The sequence below is a fragment of the Microcoleus sp. Pol7_A1 genome (assembly GCF_036701085.1).
GTDB classification, from domain to species: Bacteria; Cyanobacteriota; Cyanobacteriia; order Cyanobacteriales; family Microcoleaceae; genus Microcoleus; species Microcoleus asticus.
Window position 1 is genome coordinate 19461 of sequence record NZ_JAUBQD010000064.1, and the last position, 17579, is coordinate 37039.

A 17579-nucleotide genomic window follows, 5' to 3' on the forward strand; every position below is an offset into this window, starting at 1 on the left:
TGATATCAACCAGAAATATTAACCCTTGCTGGTCGTTAATTTGGCGATCGCCCCCGTGCAGATTCATGCTCTAATTTAGACATAACCAACAGCTACTTTTGCCTAATACACAATTCTAACCCTTGATGGCTCTGTCTAAAGTTAGTTGTTTGTTATATTAAGTAATATTACCTTCTAAACAGGCGCTGAACGTTAAGGGCCAAGCATTTGATAGCGCGTCGGGCGATCGAACCACTAACCTATTTTATAAGGAGAACAGCTCAAAGTGAAGATAGGAGCAAATTACCTCGGCAACAACCAATGTGAATTTACCGTTTGGGCGCCCACCATCAAACAAATAGCAGTCCAAATTGTTTCCCCCAAAAAACGCCTGATACCCATGCAACAATCGGCAGAAGGTTATTGGCAAACCACAGCTACAGACATTGAACCAGGAACCCTTTATACCTACCAAATTGAAGGAAAAACCGACCGACCAGACCCAGCATCAAAATATCAACCCCAAGGCGTACACGCCCCGTCGCAAGTAATAGATCAAAACGTTTTTACTTGGACCGATCCAAATTGGCAAGGGGTGCCGCTAGCCGAAATGATTATTTACGAACTGCACGTCGGCACATTCACCCAAACCGGAACATTTGAAGCAATAATTCCCCAACTCAAACAACTTAAAGAATTGGGAATCAACGCCATCGAAATAATGCCAGTATCCCAATTCCCCGGCGAGCGAAACTGGGGATACGACGGCGTATATCCCTACGCCGTCCAAAACTCCTACGGCGGCCCCGAAGGCTTCAAAAAACTCGTCAACGCCTGCCACGAACACGGTATTTCAGTAATTCTCGATGTAGTTTACAACCACCTCGGCCCCGAAGGAAATTATCTCAGGGACTTCGGCCCCTACTTTACATCAAAATACGGCTCGATTTGGGGAGATCCCCTCAACTTCGACGATGCCTACAGCGACGGCGTGCGTAACTACTTTATTGAAAACGCCCTCTACTGGTTTCGAGACTATCACATCGATGCCCTGAGATTAGATGCAATTCAAGCAATATTTGAAGTAGGTGCAAGACCTTTTTTACAAGAACTATCCGATGCCACAGCCGATATTTCCCAAGAAGTAGGACGGCAACTTTACTTAATAGCCGAAAGTGACTTAAATGATGTCCGCACTATACGTCCCAAAGAACTCGGTGGCTTCGGATTAGACGCCCAATGGTGCGATGATTTCCACCACGCATTGCACGCCTTGCTCACCGGAGAAAACGACCGATACTACCAAGATTTCGGCAAGTGCGAACACTTAGAAAAAGCCTTCAAAGAAAGCTTTGTTTACTCCGGCCAGTACGCCCCCCACAGAAAGCGGAGACACGGCAATTCTGTTAAGGATGAACCGGGTCATAAATTTCTGGTGTTTGCCCAAACCCACGACCAAATCGGCAACCGCATTTTGGGAGACAGACTATCCAAAATAGTTGACTTGGGAGGATTGAAACTTGCAGCCGGCACAGTCTTAATTTCTCCCTACATTCCCTTCTTCTTTATGGGAGAAGAATACGGAGAAGACGCACCGTTTTTTTACTTCATTTCCCACTCAGACGAAAACTTAATTGAAGCTGTCCGCAAAGACAAACAACAAGAATTTAAAATCTTTGAAGGCCGAGGCGAGTTTAATGACCCCCAGAGTCCTGAGACTTTCAATAAGTGTAAGTTAAACTGGGAAAAACAAACCGAAGGCAAACACAAAATCCTTTGGGAATGGCACCAACATTTGATTCAACTGCGGCGGACAATACCGGCCCTTAAAAAACTAGACAAAAACAGTCTAGAAGTGTCCAGCATTGAAGCGGAAAAAATCTTATTTCTACGTCGCTGGACAGATGACAGCCAGATATTCTGCATTCTAAACTTCAACAGGCAAGAGGTAGCTTTTACGGCTGCACTTCCCCAAGGCAACTGGAACAAAATTTTAGACTCTGCTGATGAAAAATGGATGGGTTCAGGTTCTAGCTTGCCTGAAAAGATAAATTCACAGCAAGAATTGACTGTTAAACCCCAGAGTTTCGCACTCTACGAAATAATACAGAAATAGTAGGTTGGGCGGAGCGAAGCGTAGGGTTCGCTCCGCCCAACCCAACAACTGATTTTAGATGGGCGATTTGAGATTTTAGATGGGAGCAAAAATCTCAAATTTCAAATATCAAATCTCACTAAAATCTCCAGTTAATGACCTTGGGCGGAGTGAAACGGAGAGTTCGTTCTCCACCAAACCTACTCTTTCTAATTTAACACAACAAATCCCACCAACTAACTAATTAGGAGTAAAATTAAGATGCGAATTCCCACAACAACTTATCGGATTCAATTTCATGCAGGTTTTAACTTTGAAGCCGCCAAACAAATTCTTAGCTATTTGGAAGAATTAGGAATTACCGACATTTACGCTTCACCGATATTTAAAGCCAGAAAAGGCAGCAGTCACGGATACGATGTCGTTGACTCCAATCAGGTCAATCCCGAATTGGGAACGTCAGAAAACTTTGAAGCGCTCACATACGAAATCAAGAAACGGAACATGGGATGGCTGCAAGATATTGTCCCGAACCACATGGCTTACGACACTCAAAACTTGCTGCTGTTAGACGTATTGGAACACGGGCCGGATTCCGACTATTTCGATTACTTCGATATTGAATGGAATCACGCTTACGAACATCTCAGAGGTCGAGTGCTGGCTCCGCTGCTGGGGAATTTTTATGGAGAGTGTCTGGAAAATGGCGAGATTCAACTCAAATACAGCGAAATGGGGCTGACTATCAATTATTATAGCTTACAATTGCCAGTAAAAATTGAATCTTATGCTAAATTTATCAGTCATAATTTGGGGCATTTAGCCAGGGAATTAGGCAGACGCCATCCAGATTTTATCAAGTTTTTGGGAATTCTTTATTTGATTAAAAATACACCTTCAGAAACAAAAGGTAAAGCCAGATACGATCAGATAGCTTTTGTCAAAGGACTGCTGTGGGAACTGTACAATCAAAATCCCATGGTGCAGGAATTTATCGATGAAAATATCAAAGTTTTTAACGGAGAAAAGGGGAATGCCGAAAGTTTTAATTTGCTGGACGATTTGCTTTCCGAGCAGTTTTACCGTCTGGCCTTCTGGAAAGTGGGGGCCGAAGAAATTAACTACCGAAGGTTTTTTACAGTCAACGAACTGATTTCCGTAAAAGTTGAAGAGATTAAAGTTTTTCACAAAAACCACGCTTTGATCTTCGACCTGGTTGAAGAGGGAAAGTTTACCGGATTGAGAATCGACCACATCGACGGACTGTACGACCCCACAGAATATTTGAAACGCCTCCGGGAGAGAACCGGAGACACTTACATTACTGTTGAAAAGATTCTGGAACACGAAGAAGATTTGCCGTCATATTGGCCAATTGAGGGAACGAGCGGCTACGACTTTTTGAACTACGTAAACGGCGTTTTTTGTCGGTGTGATCGCGAACAGCAATTTAGCGAAATATATCAGAGATTTACTCGCTTGAATGTTCCTTACGAACAGTTGTTTTTAGATAAAAAAGGACTGATTGTTGAGAAAAATTTGGCTGGAGATGTAGACAATCTGGCTCAACTATTGAAGAATATCTCCGGTCAATCCAGACAGGGAAACGACTTTACTCGTCCCGGTTTGGAAAAAGCACTGGCGGCTGTTTTAACAATTTTTCCAGTCTACCGAACATACATCAATCAAGACGGTTTGAGAGAGTCCGATCGCACTTACGTAAAATATGCGATCGCCCACGCCAAAGAACAAGTACCGCGACTCCTCAAGGAACTTAAATTTATCGAAACAGTGCTCTTGCTGGAAGAAGAAGAAACCCTAACAACCGAACAAAAAGAGCAGCGCCGGCACTTTGTCATGAAACTCCAGCAGTTGACAGGGCCATTAATGGCAAAAGGCATTGAAGACACGCTTTTATACGTCTACTATCGGCTTTTATCCCTCAACGAAGTCGGAGGAAACCCCAGTCAGTTCGGCGTTCCGCTAGTAGATTTTCACGAGTTCAACCAACAGCAGCAAGCCGCTTGGCCGCACAAAATGAATGCTACAGCTACCCACGATACCAAACGCGGCGAAGATGTGCGAGCCAGAATAAACGTTTTGTCAGAAATTCCCGATGAATGGGAACAGCAAGTCAGGTCTTGGAGAGAGGTAAACTCTTCTAAGAAAGTCAACTTTGTGAATCGAATGGTTCCCGATACTAATGACGAATACTTCCTGTACCAAACTCTGCTAGGCAGTTTTCCGTTTGAGGGAATTGAAAACACTGATTATGTCGATCGCCTGAAAGATTATGTCATTAAAGCTGTCCGCGAAGCCAAAGTTTATACGGCTTGGCTGAGACCGGATAACGACTACGAAACTGGTTTTATGACCTTTGTCGATAGCGTTCTCGAACCTTCAGAACAAAATCAATTTCTCAACAAATTTACACCTTTCTGTAAAAAAGTAGCTAATTACGGAATTTTCAATTCTTTATCTCAAACGCTGCTGAAAATCACGGCTCCGGGCGTTCCCGACATTTATCAAGGGACGGAATTCTGGGATTTAAGCCACGTCGATCCCGATAATCGCCGTCCCGTTGACTTTGAGCGCAGGATCGAGGTTTTGCGGGAAATTAAAGAGCAAGCTCAGACGGATATTTTGCAACTGGTTGAAGATTTGATTGCTACGCGAGAAGACGCTAGAATTAAGTTGTTTTTGACGGCAAGAGTGCTAGAAGCGAGAAAAAAATACTTGCAAGTTTTTCAATCAGGCGACTATCTGCCCCTGCAAGCAGTTGGCACGTTTAAAGATAATGTTGTTGCCTTTGCCAGAAGCTTTGAAGATACTACCGTTATTGTCATTGCTCCCCGGTTTTTGGCGGGAATTGTCAAACCGGAAGAAATGCCGCTCGGCAAAGAAGTCTGGAAAGATACTAATTTGAAATTGTCCGAGGAAATGCCGTCGGTTTGGAAAGATGCGATTACAAATCAGGCGGTAGAAAGTAACGGTACGTTGGCAATTAGTGAAGCTCTGAGTTACTTTCCCGCGGCTCTGCTGATCGGTAAAAAATAGCACTTAAATAGTCTACCAGGGCGGACTTTATGCAGCTAGCGGCAGGTTTTGACCTGTCGCTTTTTTAGTTATAAAAATAGCAGCAAAGCAATTTGAGTAGCGCGATGAATAGCAAAATGCGATCGCTCGTCTCAACCGGAACCAGTACCGAAACCAGAGTTTCTTAGTGGGCTTACCTATTTTTCCGAGACGAATTCATTGCCAGCCGATGCTACGAGCAAAGGCCCCGCAGCTTATAATAATAGGCCTGCTCCACTGTCCGATCGCGATCGAGCCTTTTTACTGTCAGTCATCGAACACCCGCCAGCACCGTCTGAAGGATTCCTCGCATTATTGGCAGATTATTAAACAGAACAGTAAAGCGAGTGAATTAAGCTATTAACCGTTTAGAAGATATAAACCGAAGTACGAGCAGTCTTAGAAAAGACCCGTTAAATTTGAGAAATACATAATTAGATCCCTCTCTCAAACGATATGCAAAGCAGAAGGATCGGCTCGGTACTGCTAGAACTTTTGTAGCTTTAGCCGGTGAAAATAACTAGAAAATAGCAGGCTATTATGCTTGCAGCGCTAATTTACTCGATCGCACCCAGCTAGCAGCTAACTTGTTGCCAGACAATCTCCCCAACTATCCCCTCCTATGCTCCTTGGGAAACAGGCAGTCGATCGATGCAAGGTAGAGGCTTGGGAAAGCGCTTACTACGTCATGCCTTCGAGAATGCACTGAATTTATCCCAAAATATGGAAATTTAGGCCCTCAGAATAGATGTTATAGACGAACCAGCTCAAGAATTTTACAAAAAGTGCGGTTTCTTGGAGTCTCTTGATACTCATTTTTCACTCTTTATTCTCATGAGTAAAATTAAACACGCAGCAAATTGGTAGCTCTCTAACTCATGACTCTAACTGATGAATTTTACTTTTATTTTGCAGCCGATCGAGCGATCGCCCGAACCAGCCCAACAAAATTTATACACATAAGACGGCAAATACAACACAACGTATACGGTTTGCCACAATACCCGAATCGCTCGCACCCCGTACATTAGGAAGAGTAAACAAAAGCAGTCGAAAGCTGTAGCGGTGCAAGCCTCACGGATGCAACCGTCCCTCAACAGGTTCGGTAAATACCCCTTCATCGCAAGGTCTACCGCCCGCAGTATAGAGATAAGCACCCTATCGAAGACTGTATTAAAGCAGGACTCAGTACCCGTAAACCGCGAGGTAAAATCGCAGTCCTGAATAACCAGACTATCGCACAGATAGAACACCAAAATTTTGTAGAGATTGGAGCCGGAACACCCCTATGGGAAAAGTAGTTGGAATTGACTTAGGTACGACAAACTCCTGCGTCGCAGTTATGGAAGGCGGCAAACCCACCGTCATAGCCAACGCCGAAGGGGGTCGCACCACACCTTCCGTAGTAGCATATGCTAAAAATGGCGATCAACTTGTCGGACAAATCGCCAAGCGTCAAGCCGTGATGAATGCCGAAAACACCTTTTACTCAGTAAAACGGTTTATCGGGCGTCGGGTTGATGAAGTAACCCACGAAACCACTGAAGTTTCATACAAAGTCCTCAAAGTCGGCAACAGCCTTAAACTAGACTGTCCCGCCCGCGGCAAGCAATTTGCCCCAGAAGAAATTTCTGCACAAGTTCTCCGCAAACTGGTAGAAGACGCCAGTAAATACCTCGGCGAAACAGTTACCCAAGCGGTAATTACTGTTCCTGCTTACTTCAACGACTCCCAGCGCCAAGCTACGAAAGACGCTGGTAAAATTGCCGGGATTGAAGTGCTGCGGATTATTAACGAACCTACAGCGGCCGCTTTAGCTTACGGATTAGATAAAAAGAGCAACGAAACCATCCTCGTATTTGACTTAGGTGGCGGTACTTTCGACGTATCTATTCTAGAAGTGGGCGACGGCGTATTTGAAGTGCTCGCAACAAGTGGAGACACTCACCTCGGCGGTGACGACTTCGACAAAAAAATCGTCGATTTCATCGCTAATGAATTCCAAAGAGCCGAAGGAATTGACCTCCGCAAAGACAAACAAGCACTGCAACGCCTGACGGAAGCAGCAGAAAAAGCCAAGATTGAGCTTTCGAGCGTTACCCAAGCAGAAATCAACTTGCCGTTTATTACCGCGACTCAAGACGGGCCAAAACACTTGGACACGACTTTGACGCGGGGCAAGTTTGAAGAACTGTGCTCGGATTTGATCGATCGCTCTCGCATCCCCGTAGAAAATGCGATCCGGGACGCCAAATTAGACAAATCTGCAATTAATGAAGTCGTCTTAGTGGGCGGTTCTACACGTATTCCGGCGGTGCAAGAACTGGTCAAAAAAATCCTCGGCAAAGACCCCAACCAAACGGTAAACCCGGATGAAGTGGTCGCAGTCGGTGCAGCAATTCAAGCCGGCGTACTCTCCGGCGAAGTCAAAGACATCTTGTTGCTTGACGTTACCCCGCTGTCTCTTGGCGTCGAAACCTTGGGCGGCGTGATGACCAAAATCATTCCCCGCAACACCACTATTCCTACCAAGAAGTCGGAAACTTTCTCGACTGCTGTAGACGGCCAAACAAACGTGGAAATTCACGTTTTGCAAGGCGAACGGGAAATGGCCAATGATAACAAGGATTTGGGAACCTTCCGCTTAGATGGAGTTCCTCCAGCCCCCCGTGGCGTACCTCAAATTGAAGTTACTTTCGATATCGATGCTAACGGTATTTTGAATGTAGCTGCTAAGGATAAAGGTACTGGCAAGGAGCAATCGATTAGCATTACTGGTGCTTCTACTTTGCCCAGCAATGAAGTCGATCGCATGGTGAAGGAAGCCGAATCGAATGCTTCTGCTGACAAGGAACGTCGCGAAAAGATCGATCGCAAAAACCAAGGCGATTCTTTAGCCTATCAAATTGAGAAGCAGTTGGCAGAATTGGGTGATAAAGTTCCCGCTGCTGACAAGACTAAGGTTGAAGGGTTGATCAAAGACTTGCGCGATGCGATCGAGAGTGAAGATGACGATCGCATCAAAACCTTGACAACAGAGTTGCAGCAAGCGTTCTACGCTGTCAGCAGCAACCTGTACCAGCAAGCAGGCGGCCCGACTGACGGCCCTGGCGGCCCTGGCGGCCCTGGTGGCTATGGAGACGGCGGCCCCACTGGCGGCGGCGACGACGTGATTGACGCCGACTTCACTGAAGGCAACAAATAAAAGGCTAAATTAAAAGCCTCCAGCTAGAAGCAAGAAACCCGGTTTTGAACAGAAACCGGGTTTCTGTGCATTCAAAAACAAACCAAAGCCGATCGCCCAAAATCCGTAAAAATCTGCTTGAGGCATAGTGAAAAAACTTGAATATGCTTCAATAAATATCATAAACTAGCAGTAATATCGCAATTGAGAGCAATTAAATGTCACGTTCTCCTCTACAAAATTCCTCCCCCAATACTCCCAGTCCATCTCATGTAGCATCCTTGCGCCGACTCCGCCGGGTCAGCCATTTACTAGACAATGCAATTCCGATTCCCGGCACAAAATACCGCATCGGACTCGATCCGATATTGGGACTGATACCGGGCGGCGGCGATTTTATCAGTTCAATCTTTGCAGGCTATGTTGTCTTCAAATCCGCTCAAATGGGAGTGCCTCAAGAGACTTTAGTAAAAATGGCTGCTAACATCGTATTTGATACAGTTGCCGGCACGGTACCGGTGGCCGGAGACTTGTTGGATGTTACTTGGAAAGCTAATGTCAAAAATATAGAATTGCTGGATGCTCATTTAGGTTCCCCTGAACAAGGCAAAAAAGCCGATTGGCTATTTGTGGCGGCGTTGCTGTTGGGTTTGATGTTAATTGTCGGAGGTGTAATTTTCTTGAGCGTGATGCTTTTTGGGTGGCTATTTCAAGTAATTACAGGGCGTTGAGTTTGGGTTTTATAATAAAGAGAAATCACTCTATCTGTGTCAGGTCGATCTCATTTGGTATAAATTGTACTTAAACAATTAAGTTTTAGTAGGATGACTGACCAGTAAAAACATCGAGATTTAGGATAATTTATGCTTGACAAATAATTTCTAACTATGAGCTAGGAAAAAACTGTTAGGTGTTCTAAAAAATCTCAAGTAATACTAAAATTTCTCAGGGTTTTAAAATTCAACCAACCCATGCCAAGAAAAGTTCTGGTGCTCTTACTCAGAAGAGATATGTGGCAGAAATCGGACTTATTGAGCAGAGTCTATTAAAGCACTTGGGAGACATCAAAGACCAGGCAGCATCTGACTTGTGTCAAAACTGAGATGCTGCCGTTCCTCTGACCGAAATCGAGGTGGAGCAGCACTTCTTAGATCTCAAATGGGTTCTATAATATAAAGCGATCGCCTTCTATCGATCTAAAAATATATATCTTAAGAGTCTTGACAAATATTATTAACTGTGTATTTTAATCTGGAGTTTCTTTTAAATTAGCTATTTACGCGATCGCTCTTGAGTCCGATAATATAGTGATATAATGCAGACTATAATATCAATTTGATATAAATGCTTGAATTATCAGCCCTTGGGCTGCTACAGTGGCAACCCCTGCACGGCTATCGGCTAAAGCAACAACTGGAGCTGTTTATGAGCAGTTGCATCAGCGTCAACTACGGAGCGATTTACCCCTTGCTGAAGCGCTTGGAAGAGCGAGGGGAGATTTCGGTAATTGCCGAAGAAGCCGGAGATGCGGGCTGTCCGCGCAAAATCTACGGAATTACCGCCAAAGGGCGCGAACTCTGGAGGGAAAAAATGCTCGAACACCCTCAAGAAAGCTGGGTTAACAGCGGTTCCCGGTTCCAAATCAAGTTTTTCTTTTTTGGCGACTTAGAACCGGAAGAACGGATGAAATTGTTGGAACACCGCTTGCGAGCCTGTTACACCCGGCAAGACTACATCGAAAGCCTCAAGAGCGAATATCCACTAACCGACGACTATCAATTCGCCTCTCGCGATCGTTGCAAGTCAGTGCTGGCGTCAGACATAGAGTGGTTAACCGAGCAACTAGCCAAGGAAAAAAGCGCGATCGCAGGAGTGCGTGACTCTCCAACCTCCGCTGAATCCGGCGACTCCCAGGGGAAAATCCTTCTAACTCACCCACTCAGGTAAGCCATAAGAAGGATGTCTAATCTTTCATGGAAAGCGTAACTTTTGAGAGATAAAAAACAACTTTCCTAAAAATAATCACCCCCGGCTTGACTAACTGCGATCGGACTAAAGCCAAGCACAAACCCCAATCCCATTAAAAAGGGACTTTCCAGATTCCATCCCTTTTAAAAGAGCTTTCCAAATTCCCCCCTGTTTGAGGGGGGCGCCGAGGGAATCAAAGATCCCGCCAAAGTCTCAGTAAGTCAGACGTTAAAAAAAAATCTAAGTGGTGCTGCCAATGAGTTATTCTAAATCCCCAGAATCCGTGGTTGAAGCTGAAGAGCAAAAATCTGCCACACCGGAACTTCACCCAACCGATGCAGAAGCAGACAGCGATCGACCGCAGGATTTGGCCCCCGTTGCCGATAGCCCCGAACCTGTCGCTAAACCGCGATCGCGCTGGCCCCTAATTGCCGCGCTCGCGATCGTCACAGGCGCAGCAGCTTTCGGCTGGTACTCGTGGCAATCGGGTCATAATCGCGCGCAGCAACCGGCAGCAGCAGCCCAACCCCAAGGCATACCAGTCAAGCTTGCAGCCGTACAAACCAGTTCAGTCCAAGATTCCTCGGAATTTGTCAGCAGCTTAGAAGCCAAGCGTTCGGTAGAAATCAAACCCGAAGCAGAAGGGCTAGTCACGGAGATTTTTGTCAAATCCGGGGACTTCATAAACCAAGGGCAACCCATCGCCCGCATAAAAAGCGACAGCGCCCAAGCTGATTTGAGGCAATCCCAAGCCAACCTGATTCGCGCTCAATCCCACTTAGCAGAATTGCAAGCAGGAACTAGGCCCGAAGAAATCGCCCAAGCTCAAGCCCAAGTCGCCCAAGCCCAAGCCAACCTAGCCCAACTGCGATCGGGCAGTCGGCCAGAAGAAATTGGTCAAGCCCAAGCCCGCGTTTCCCAAGCTGAAGCCGACCTCGCCGACGCCCAAACAGGTAGCCTCTTAGAAGACATCGCCCAAGCCAGAGCGCAAATAGAGGCAAGCACAGCCGAAGCAAGGTTAGCCAGCCAGCAGCTTACCAGATATCAGGCATTGGCACGAGAAGGGGCAGAATCCGCCAACACCCTCGAGGAATACACCCAAAAAGCAGGCACCGCCAAAGCCAACCTCCGAGAAGCTCAAAGGCGGTTCCAGCAGCGGCAAAAAAACAGACAAGCCGAGATCGAGCGCCGGACAGCAGCCTTGCAACAGCAGCGGCAAGCTTTGCGGCAATTGCAAAACGGTTCGCGTCCAGAGGAAATAGCCAAAGCCGAAGCAGAAGTCGCACAAGCCAAGAGCAGATTAGCCGAGTTAGCCAACGGTACGCGCCAAGAACAGATCGATCAAGCTGAAGCGCAAGTTGCCGAGGCCGCCGCTCAAGTGCGCGGCTTTGAAGTACAACTGCAAGAAACTGCTGTCATCGCGCCCTTCGCGGGAGTCATTGGCGACATACCAGTGAAAGTAGGTGATAACTTGCAAAAAGGTGATGCCATTGCCACCCTGACTGAGAACCAATTGCTAGACTTGCGGTTATCAATTCCTTTGGAACGGATGCCTCAATTACGCTTAGGGCTGCCAGTACAAATGCTCGACGCTCAAGGTAAGGCGATCGCCCAAGGTCAAATCAGTTTTATCTCCCCGAACGTCAGCGCCAATTCCCAAACAATTTTAGCTAAAGCCACCTTTGCCAACCCGAGCGGCGAACTGCTTAATCTCCAGTTTGTAAAAGCTAAAGTCATCTGGAAACAGAACCCCGGAATTTTAGTTCCAGTAACAGCAGTCACTCGCTTAGGTGGGCAAACTTTTGTCTTCACAGCTCAAAGGCCGGAACAGCCAAAACCTGGAATGCCTCCTTTAGTAGCCCGACAAAAGCCCGTGAAATTGGGAGCCATTGAGGGGAATAATTATCAAGTTATCGAAGGTTTGCAAACCGGGGAAAAAATTATTACCGCAGGCATCCTTAACCTGACTGACGGGGCTCCGATTATGGCTCAAGAGGAAGCGAAAGCAGCCGGGGAAAAATTACCAGTAGAAAGCAAAAAATAAGGTATGTAGTTGCGCTTCAGCGCTCTTAATTCGCCTCTTAAGAGGGCTGAAGCGCAACAGCGTACCTTATGTATGTGAAACTACTTGATTGCTCAGCTCTTAAAAAAGGGGAAATTTTAATTTTTGACGTAAGTCTAATTAGGCATTAGGAATTAGAAATTACGAATTATCAACTAACAACTACCCATTACCAAAATAATGTTTGCAGATTTCTTTATTAAACGACCAGTCTTTGCTAGCGTCTGCGCCTTAATTATTGTTTTGGTAGGCGCAATTAGCATTCCGAGCCTGCCTATCGAGCGATTCCCTGACATTAGCCCCACCCAAATCAACGTCACAGCTAACTATAGCGGGGCGAGTGCTGAAATTGTAGAAAATGCTGTTACGAACATCCTAGAAAGGCAAATCAACGGTGTAGAAGGACTCAAATATCTAACTTCCAGTAGTAGTAACGATGGCACCAGCACCATCACAGCTACTTTTGACCCGTCACGCAACAAAGACATTGCCGCCGTCGATATTCAAAATCGAGTTGCAGTTGCTCAACCACAACTACCAGATGCCGTACAACGCACAGGAGTTACAATTACAAAACAATCTACAAGTCTCCTATTAGCGATCGGCTTATTTACCGAAAATAAAGAATACGACACCATATTTTTAAGCAACTACGCTGACCTATATTTAGCCGATGCTTTAAAGCGGATAAAAGGGGTTGGCGACGTGCGAATTTTTGGGGAAAGACGCTATGCAATGCGTTTATGGATAGACCCCAATAAATTAGCAGCTCGCAGTCTCACAATGCAAGATGTAACGAGCGCTCTTAACGAACAAAACTTGCAAGTTGGTGCTGGGAGAGTTGGCCAAGAACCTGCTCCACAGGGGCAAATGTATCAAATTGACTTGCGTGCTGAAAGTCGCCTGAAAGAACCAGCAGAATTTGAAGAAATCGTCCTCAAAACAGAGACAAATGGAACGTTAGTTAAATTAAAAGATGTGGGGAGAGCAGAACTAGGGGCAGAGAATTACAGCTCATTTCTGCGATTTCGAGGCAATGATGCAGTAGGTTTAGGCATTTACCAACTGCCTGGAAGTAATGCTTTGAATGTTGCCCAGGCCGTCAAAACAGAAATGGAAAAACTAGCGGTTGGTTTCCCTCCGGGGTTGATCCATAGAGTAGCGCTGGACACGACTTTGTTTGTACAAGAGTCGATGGCAGAAGTAGTCAAGACATTATTTGAAGCAGTCTTGCTAGTCGTGATAGTGATTTTTGTTTTCTTGCAAGACTGGCGCACAACTATTATTCCTACCATCACAATTCCAATTTCTTTGATCGGGACGTTTGCCTTTATCAAAGTTTTCGGATTTACGATTAACAGTTTATCTCTGTTTGGTCTGACATTAGCGACGGGATTAGTTGTTGATGACGCTATCATTGTAGTAGAAAATATTGACCGCCTGATCCGCCAAGGTATGAAGCCTCGCCAAGCGGCTTTTGAGTCAATGCGGGAGCTCTTTAGCGCTGTAATTGCGACTTCTTTAGTGTTGATGGCAGTGTTCGTGCCCGTGGCATTCTTTCCCGGAACTACAGGAGCGCTTTATAAACAATTTGCGCTGACAATTGCTTTTTCAGTATTGCTTTCTACCTTTATGGCTATTACTCTGACGCCCTCACTTGCAGCTATATTACTGCGTCCAGGTCAGAAATTTGGGGGCCCGCTAGGTTGGGTTTTTGAGCGTGTTAATAGATTTCTCGATTGGGTACAGCGGCAATATCGGAAATCCTTAATATTTCTCACAGGAATTAAGACTATTGTAACCCTCGTGTTCATCGCTTCTCTGGGAGTAACAGCTTGGCTTTATTTAGCAGTCCCCACAGCATTTATCCCGGAAGAAGACCAGGGCTATTTTCTGACAATTATTCAAGGGCCCCAAGGTGTTTCCCTGCAATACACTCAGAAAGTAATGGACCAAGTAGAAGCAGAAATCCTCAAACTTCCTGAAGTTGTCGGAACTTTTTCAGTGGGTGGATTTGGTTTTAGCGGTAGCACTTCTAATCAAGGCATTATATTTACTACACTTAAAGCCTGGGATGAACGTCACGGAGAAGATCAAACTGTACAAGGGATTATTAATAAGTTGCGGGGTAGATTTGGGGCGATTCCAGAAGCTAGAATTTTCCCGGTGAATCCGCCAGCTATTCAGGGTTTAGGTCAATTTGGAGGCTTCCAATTTCAATTGCAAGACCGCAAAGGTAACAGCGGTTTAGATGCTCTGGTTCAGGCGATGGGCGGGATTTTAAAGCAGGCGAATCAGACGCCCGGATTGCAGGCGGTATTTAGTACGTTTGCTGCGAATACGCCTCAGTTAATTGTGGAAGTTGACCGCAATCGGGCTAAGGCTTTGGATATTTCTGTTAATGATGTTTTCAGTACGTTACAAACGGCTCTGGGTGCTCAGTATGTGAACGATTTTAACCTCCAGCAGCGCAATTACCGGGTTTATGTCCAGGCGGACAAACAGTTTCGTGATAACCCTGAAGATATTGGGAAATTGTATGTGCGTTCTGGAAAGAATGAAATGGTTTCTTTGAGCAATTTGGTGAAGATCACTCCGGTGGTCGGAGCACAAACTGTTAACCACTACAATTTATATAGGTCAATTGAAATTACTGGCTCTCCGGCTCCAGGAGCGAGTTCTGGACAGGCGCTAAAATCGATGGAAAAGGTGTCGGCTGAAGTTTTGCCCTCGGGTTTTGGCTATGAATGGTCGGGGAGTTCTTTAGAAGAAATTGAGTCCGGCGGTCAAGCACCGATTATTTTCGGTTTGGGGCTAATTTTTGTGTTCTTGGTGTTGGCTGCACAGTATGAAAATTATGTCGATCCATTCATTATTTTGCTATCGGTGCCTCTGGCGATTTTAGGTGCACTTTTAGCTCAGTCGTTGCGGGGTTTGCCGAATGATGTTTATTGCCAGATTGGTTTGGTGATGTTGATTGGATTGGCTAGTAAAAATGCGATTTTAATCGTGGAGTTTGCGAACCAGTTACGGGAGCAGGGATATCCAATTGCTAAGGCGGCAGTTGAGGCTTCTCAAGAGCGTTTACGACCGATTTTGATGACTTCTCTGGCTTTCGTTTTGGGTATTTCTCCTCTGATTAACCCAGAGGGTGCGGGTGCAGCGAGCCGCCGATCGCTGGGGAATGCGATCGCTGGAGGGATGGTTGTTTCTACTGTCTTGAGTTTGTTTATAGTGCCGGTTCTGTATGTGGTGGTTGTCTCGGCTCGCGATCGCTTTAAGAAGCGCGATCCTAGACTAGAAAAGCTCCCCGAGGATGGCACAATTTTGAACGGCAAAACAACTCCCCACGAGGAGATTGAACGCGATAAAGTATCGCCGTTGTAGTTGGTAATTAGTTCTTTCAACTATCCCGTTAGTGGCTCTTTCTTCAAAATACCCGACTATCTGTGTCACCCACTTTTGTATTGTGGCGACGCTGTGGGGCCACTCTCGGGGAAGATTTTTTGTGCAGGTAGCGATCGCCCGATCGCCCTCCATCGTGCAATAATAATATGACTTGCACAAAAACTCTATTAGTAGGGTGAGCATTGCCCCACTTACTACTACAGGTAGCGTCTCAACTGTCAACCCGTGCAAATTCCCACTTAAACCGGCTGTTGCACTACACAAATTTTTCCTAATGGCTGAAGTCCCCCTAAATCCCGCAGAACTTGCAGAAGCCCTCAACGGCTTTACCGACATCAACTTCCAATTACCAGACCCCGAAGACGAACAACTACCAGACTTTGACTTTGAAAATCAGGTTGACAATGCCTGGAAAGTGTGCGATCGCTTCGACTTGCAGACCGACATTTGGCGGGGACGCATTCTCCGAACAGTTAGAGACAGAGAAAAAAAAGGCGGCGAAGGACGCGGCACAGGGTTTTTGAACTGGCTCAAAGAAAGAGAAATTGGCAAAAGTCAAGCCTATTCTTTGATAGAATTGGCTAATAGTGCCGACACTCTGATCCAGCAAGGAGATTTAGACCCAAATTCCATTAGAAACTTCAGCAAAAGAGCCTTTGTAGAAACTGCCAAAGCATCTCCCGAAGTGCAGCAAATGGTAACAGATGCCGCAGCAAGTGGCGATCGCATCACCCGCCGCGAAGTCAAACAACTCTCCGACGAATGGATGGCAATGAACTCAGATTTATTGCCAGAAGAAGTCAAAGAAAAAGCATCTACTGGTTCTCTACCTTCCCGCTACCTCGCTCCTTTAGTCAAAGAAATGGAGAAACTCTCCCCATCTCACCAAAGCGAAATTCAAAAAGAAGTAGCAGAAAATCCCGATGTTGATACTGTCAAACAGCTAACTTACGACGCCAAGAACTTATCAAAATACCTCGACGCCGCTGCCCAAGTGCAAGCTCTAAATCAGTCTCACTTAGACATGGAAATGGCATTAGAAGAATCTTTGCGAGTCGGCTGTTTGGGAACCACCGCCGACGTTGTAAAACAAGCCGCACAGCTAGAACAAACAGTAGTCAAACTCTACACCATTTGGAAACGCTTAGGCAGTTTGGCAGATAGATTGTACGTGGATACAGGAGCAAGCACACCCAATTTGCGCTTGCTTTTGGGATGCTTAGACAGTCTTTCGGGAGAAAAGATTGAAGTGGATTTTGGAGACGGAGAACGCTCTATTCGCTTGCAAATTTTCAGCGAATAGCTCCACCTTGACCGCAGATAAACACTAACTTCCAGGCTCATTATCGGCGTCTAGCCCTGTTCATCTACGGTTAAAATTTCTGATTTTTTTCCAAAGATAGCGGGGATTCAAATAACGCCGATATTTGGTAACTACTTCTTTCCCCAACAGCAGCACGCTAATCCAAAAACAAACTTCTGCCCCAACAGCCAAAACGACAGATAAAGTAGTTTTTTGGGTAATGTCCAGCGGCAGGAATGGCACAACAAGTAAGACTGCTAACCATGGTAGAAAAGATACGATAAATAAAAACAAACCGAGCTTCTGCATAGATTCACATAATACAGCTTTAATATCCCCTTTATATCTTACTGGAGCTTAGACTAATTGCACATTAAGCGCGGTTATTCTAAACTTTTGGCAACAAGAAGGAACTCAGTTGGAAACTGAGTAAGAAAAGACTGATTAAATCTGGATCGATCGCTCTTAAAGCTAACTTGAGGAGTGCTTTTTAGTTCGAGAAACA

11 protein-coding genes are annotated in these 17579 nt (G+C 45.6%); 9 read left to right on the top strand and 2 right to left on the bottom strand.

Annotated elements, in window-relative coordinates; genetic code table 11:
• The first annotated feature begins 265 nt into the window (after positions 1-265).
• The 8 genes from treZ (at position 266) to QUA20_RS26205 (ending at position 15750) form a co-directional block, all read left to right on the top strand.
• The gene (gene treZ, locus QUA20_RS26170; protein ID WP_333192533.1) at positions 266-2095 is read left to right on the top strand and encodes a malto-oligosyltrehalose trehalohydrolase; all 1830 of its coding nucleotides are present in this window, start codon (positions 266-268) and stop codon (positions 2093-2095) included.
• A gap of 240 nt (positions 2096-2335) precedes the next feature.
• Entirely contained in the window at positions 2336-5131 is a 2796-nt protein-coding gene (treY, locus tag QUA20_RS26175) for a malto-oligosyltrehalose synthase (RefSeq protein WP_333192534.1), read from the top strand.
• A gap of 198 nt (positions 5132-5329) precedes the next feature.
• Complete coding sequence (locus tag QUA20_RS26180; protein WP_333192537.1) at positions 5330-5479, top strand: hypothetical protein; 150 nt, start codon at positions 5330-5332, stop codon at positions 5477-5479.
• Between the two features lie 958 nt (positions 5480-6437).
• The gene (dnaK, locus tag QUA20_RS26185; RefSeq protein WP_172190135.1) at positions 6438-8354 is read left to right on the top strand and encodes a molecular chaperone DnaK; all 1917 of its coding nucleotides are present in this window, start codon (positions 6438-6440) and stop codon (positions 8352-8354) included.
• Between the two features lie 197 nt (positions 8355-8551).
• Complete coding sequence (locus QUA20_RS26190; RefSeq protein ID WP_333192542.1) at positions 8552-9064, top strand: DUF4112 domain-containing protein; 513 nt, start codon at positions 8552-8554, stop codon at positions 9062-9064.
• Between the two features lie 613 nt (positions 9065-9677).
• A complete protein-coding gene (locus tag QUA20_RS26195) occupies positions 9678-10280 on the top strand; it encodes a PadR family transcriptional regulator (RefSeq protein ID WP_172190133.1) in 603 nt (200 codons plus the stop codon).
• 277 nt (positions 10281-10557) lie between these two features.
• Positions 10558-12345 (top strand): efflux RND transporter periplasmic adaptor subunit, encoded by a 1788-nt coding sequence (locus tag QUA20_RS26200; protein WP_333192544.1) that lies wholly within the window; start codon positions 10558-10560, stop codon positions 12343-12345.
• A 198-nt stretch (positions 12346-12543) separates the two neighbouring features.
• Positions 12544-15750: an efflux RND transporter permease subunit gene (locus tag QUA20_RS26205; protein ID WP_333192547.1), complete on the top strand. Its 3207-nt coding sequence runs from the start codon at positions 12544-12546 to the stop codon at positions 15748-15750.
• Here the strand turns inward: QUA20_RS26205 and QUA20_RS32170 are convergent.
• Complete coding sequence (locus tag QUA20_RS32170) at positions 15661-16107, bottom strand: transposase (protein WP_445304719.1); 447 nt, start codon at positions 16105-16107, stop codon at positions 15661-15663. The two genes, QUA20_RS26205 and QUA20_RS32170, sit on opposite strands and share 90 nt — an antisense overlap.
• Here QUA20_RS32170 and QUA20_RS26215 point away from each other — a divergent pair.
• A complete protein-coding gene (locus tag QUA20_RS26215) occupies positions 16046-17074 on the top strand; it encodes a hypothetical protein (RefSeq protein ID WP_333192550.1) in 1029 nt (342 codons plus the stop codon). The two genes, QUA20_RS32170 and QUA20_RS26215, sit on opposite strands and share 62 nt — an antisense overlap.
• A 60-nt stretch (positions 17075-17134) precedes the next feature.
• Here QUA20_RS26215 and QUA20_RS26220 read toward each other — a convergent pair whose 3' ends face one another.
• Positions 17135-17383, bottom strand: a complete 249-nt coding sequence (locus QUA20_RS26220) for a transporter suffix domain-containing protein (RefSeq protein WP_333192551.1) — start codon at positions 17381-17383, stop codon at positions 17135-17137.
• Positions 17384-17579 lie beyond the last annotated feature (196 nt).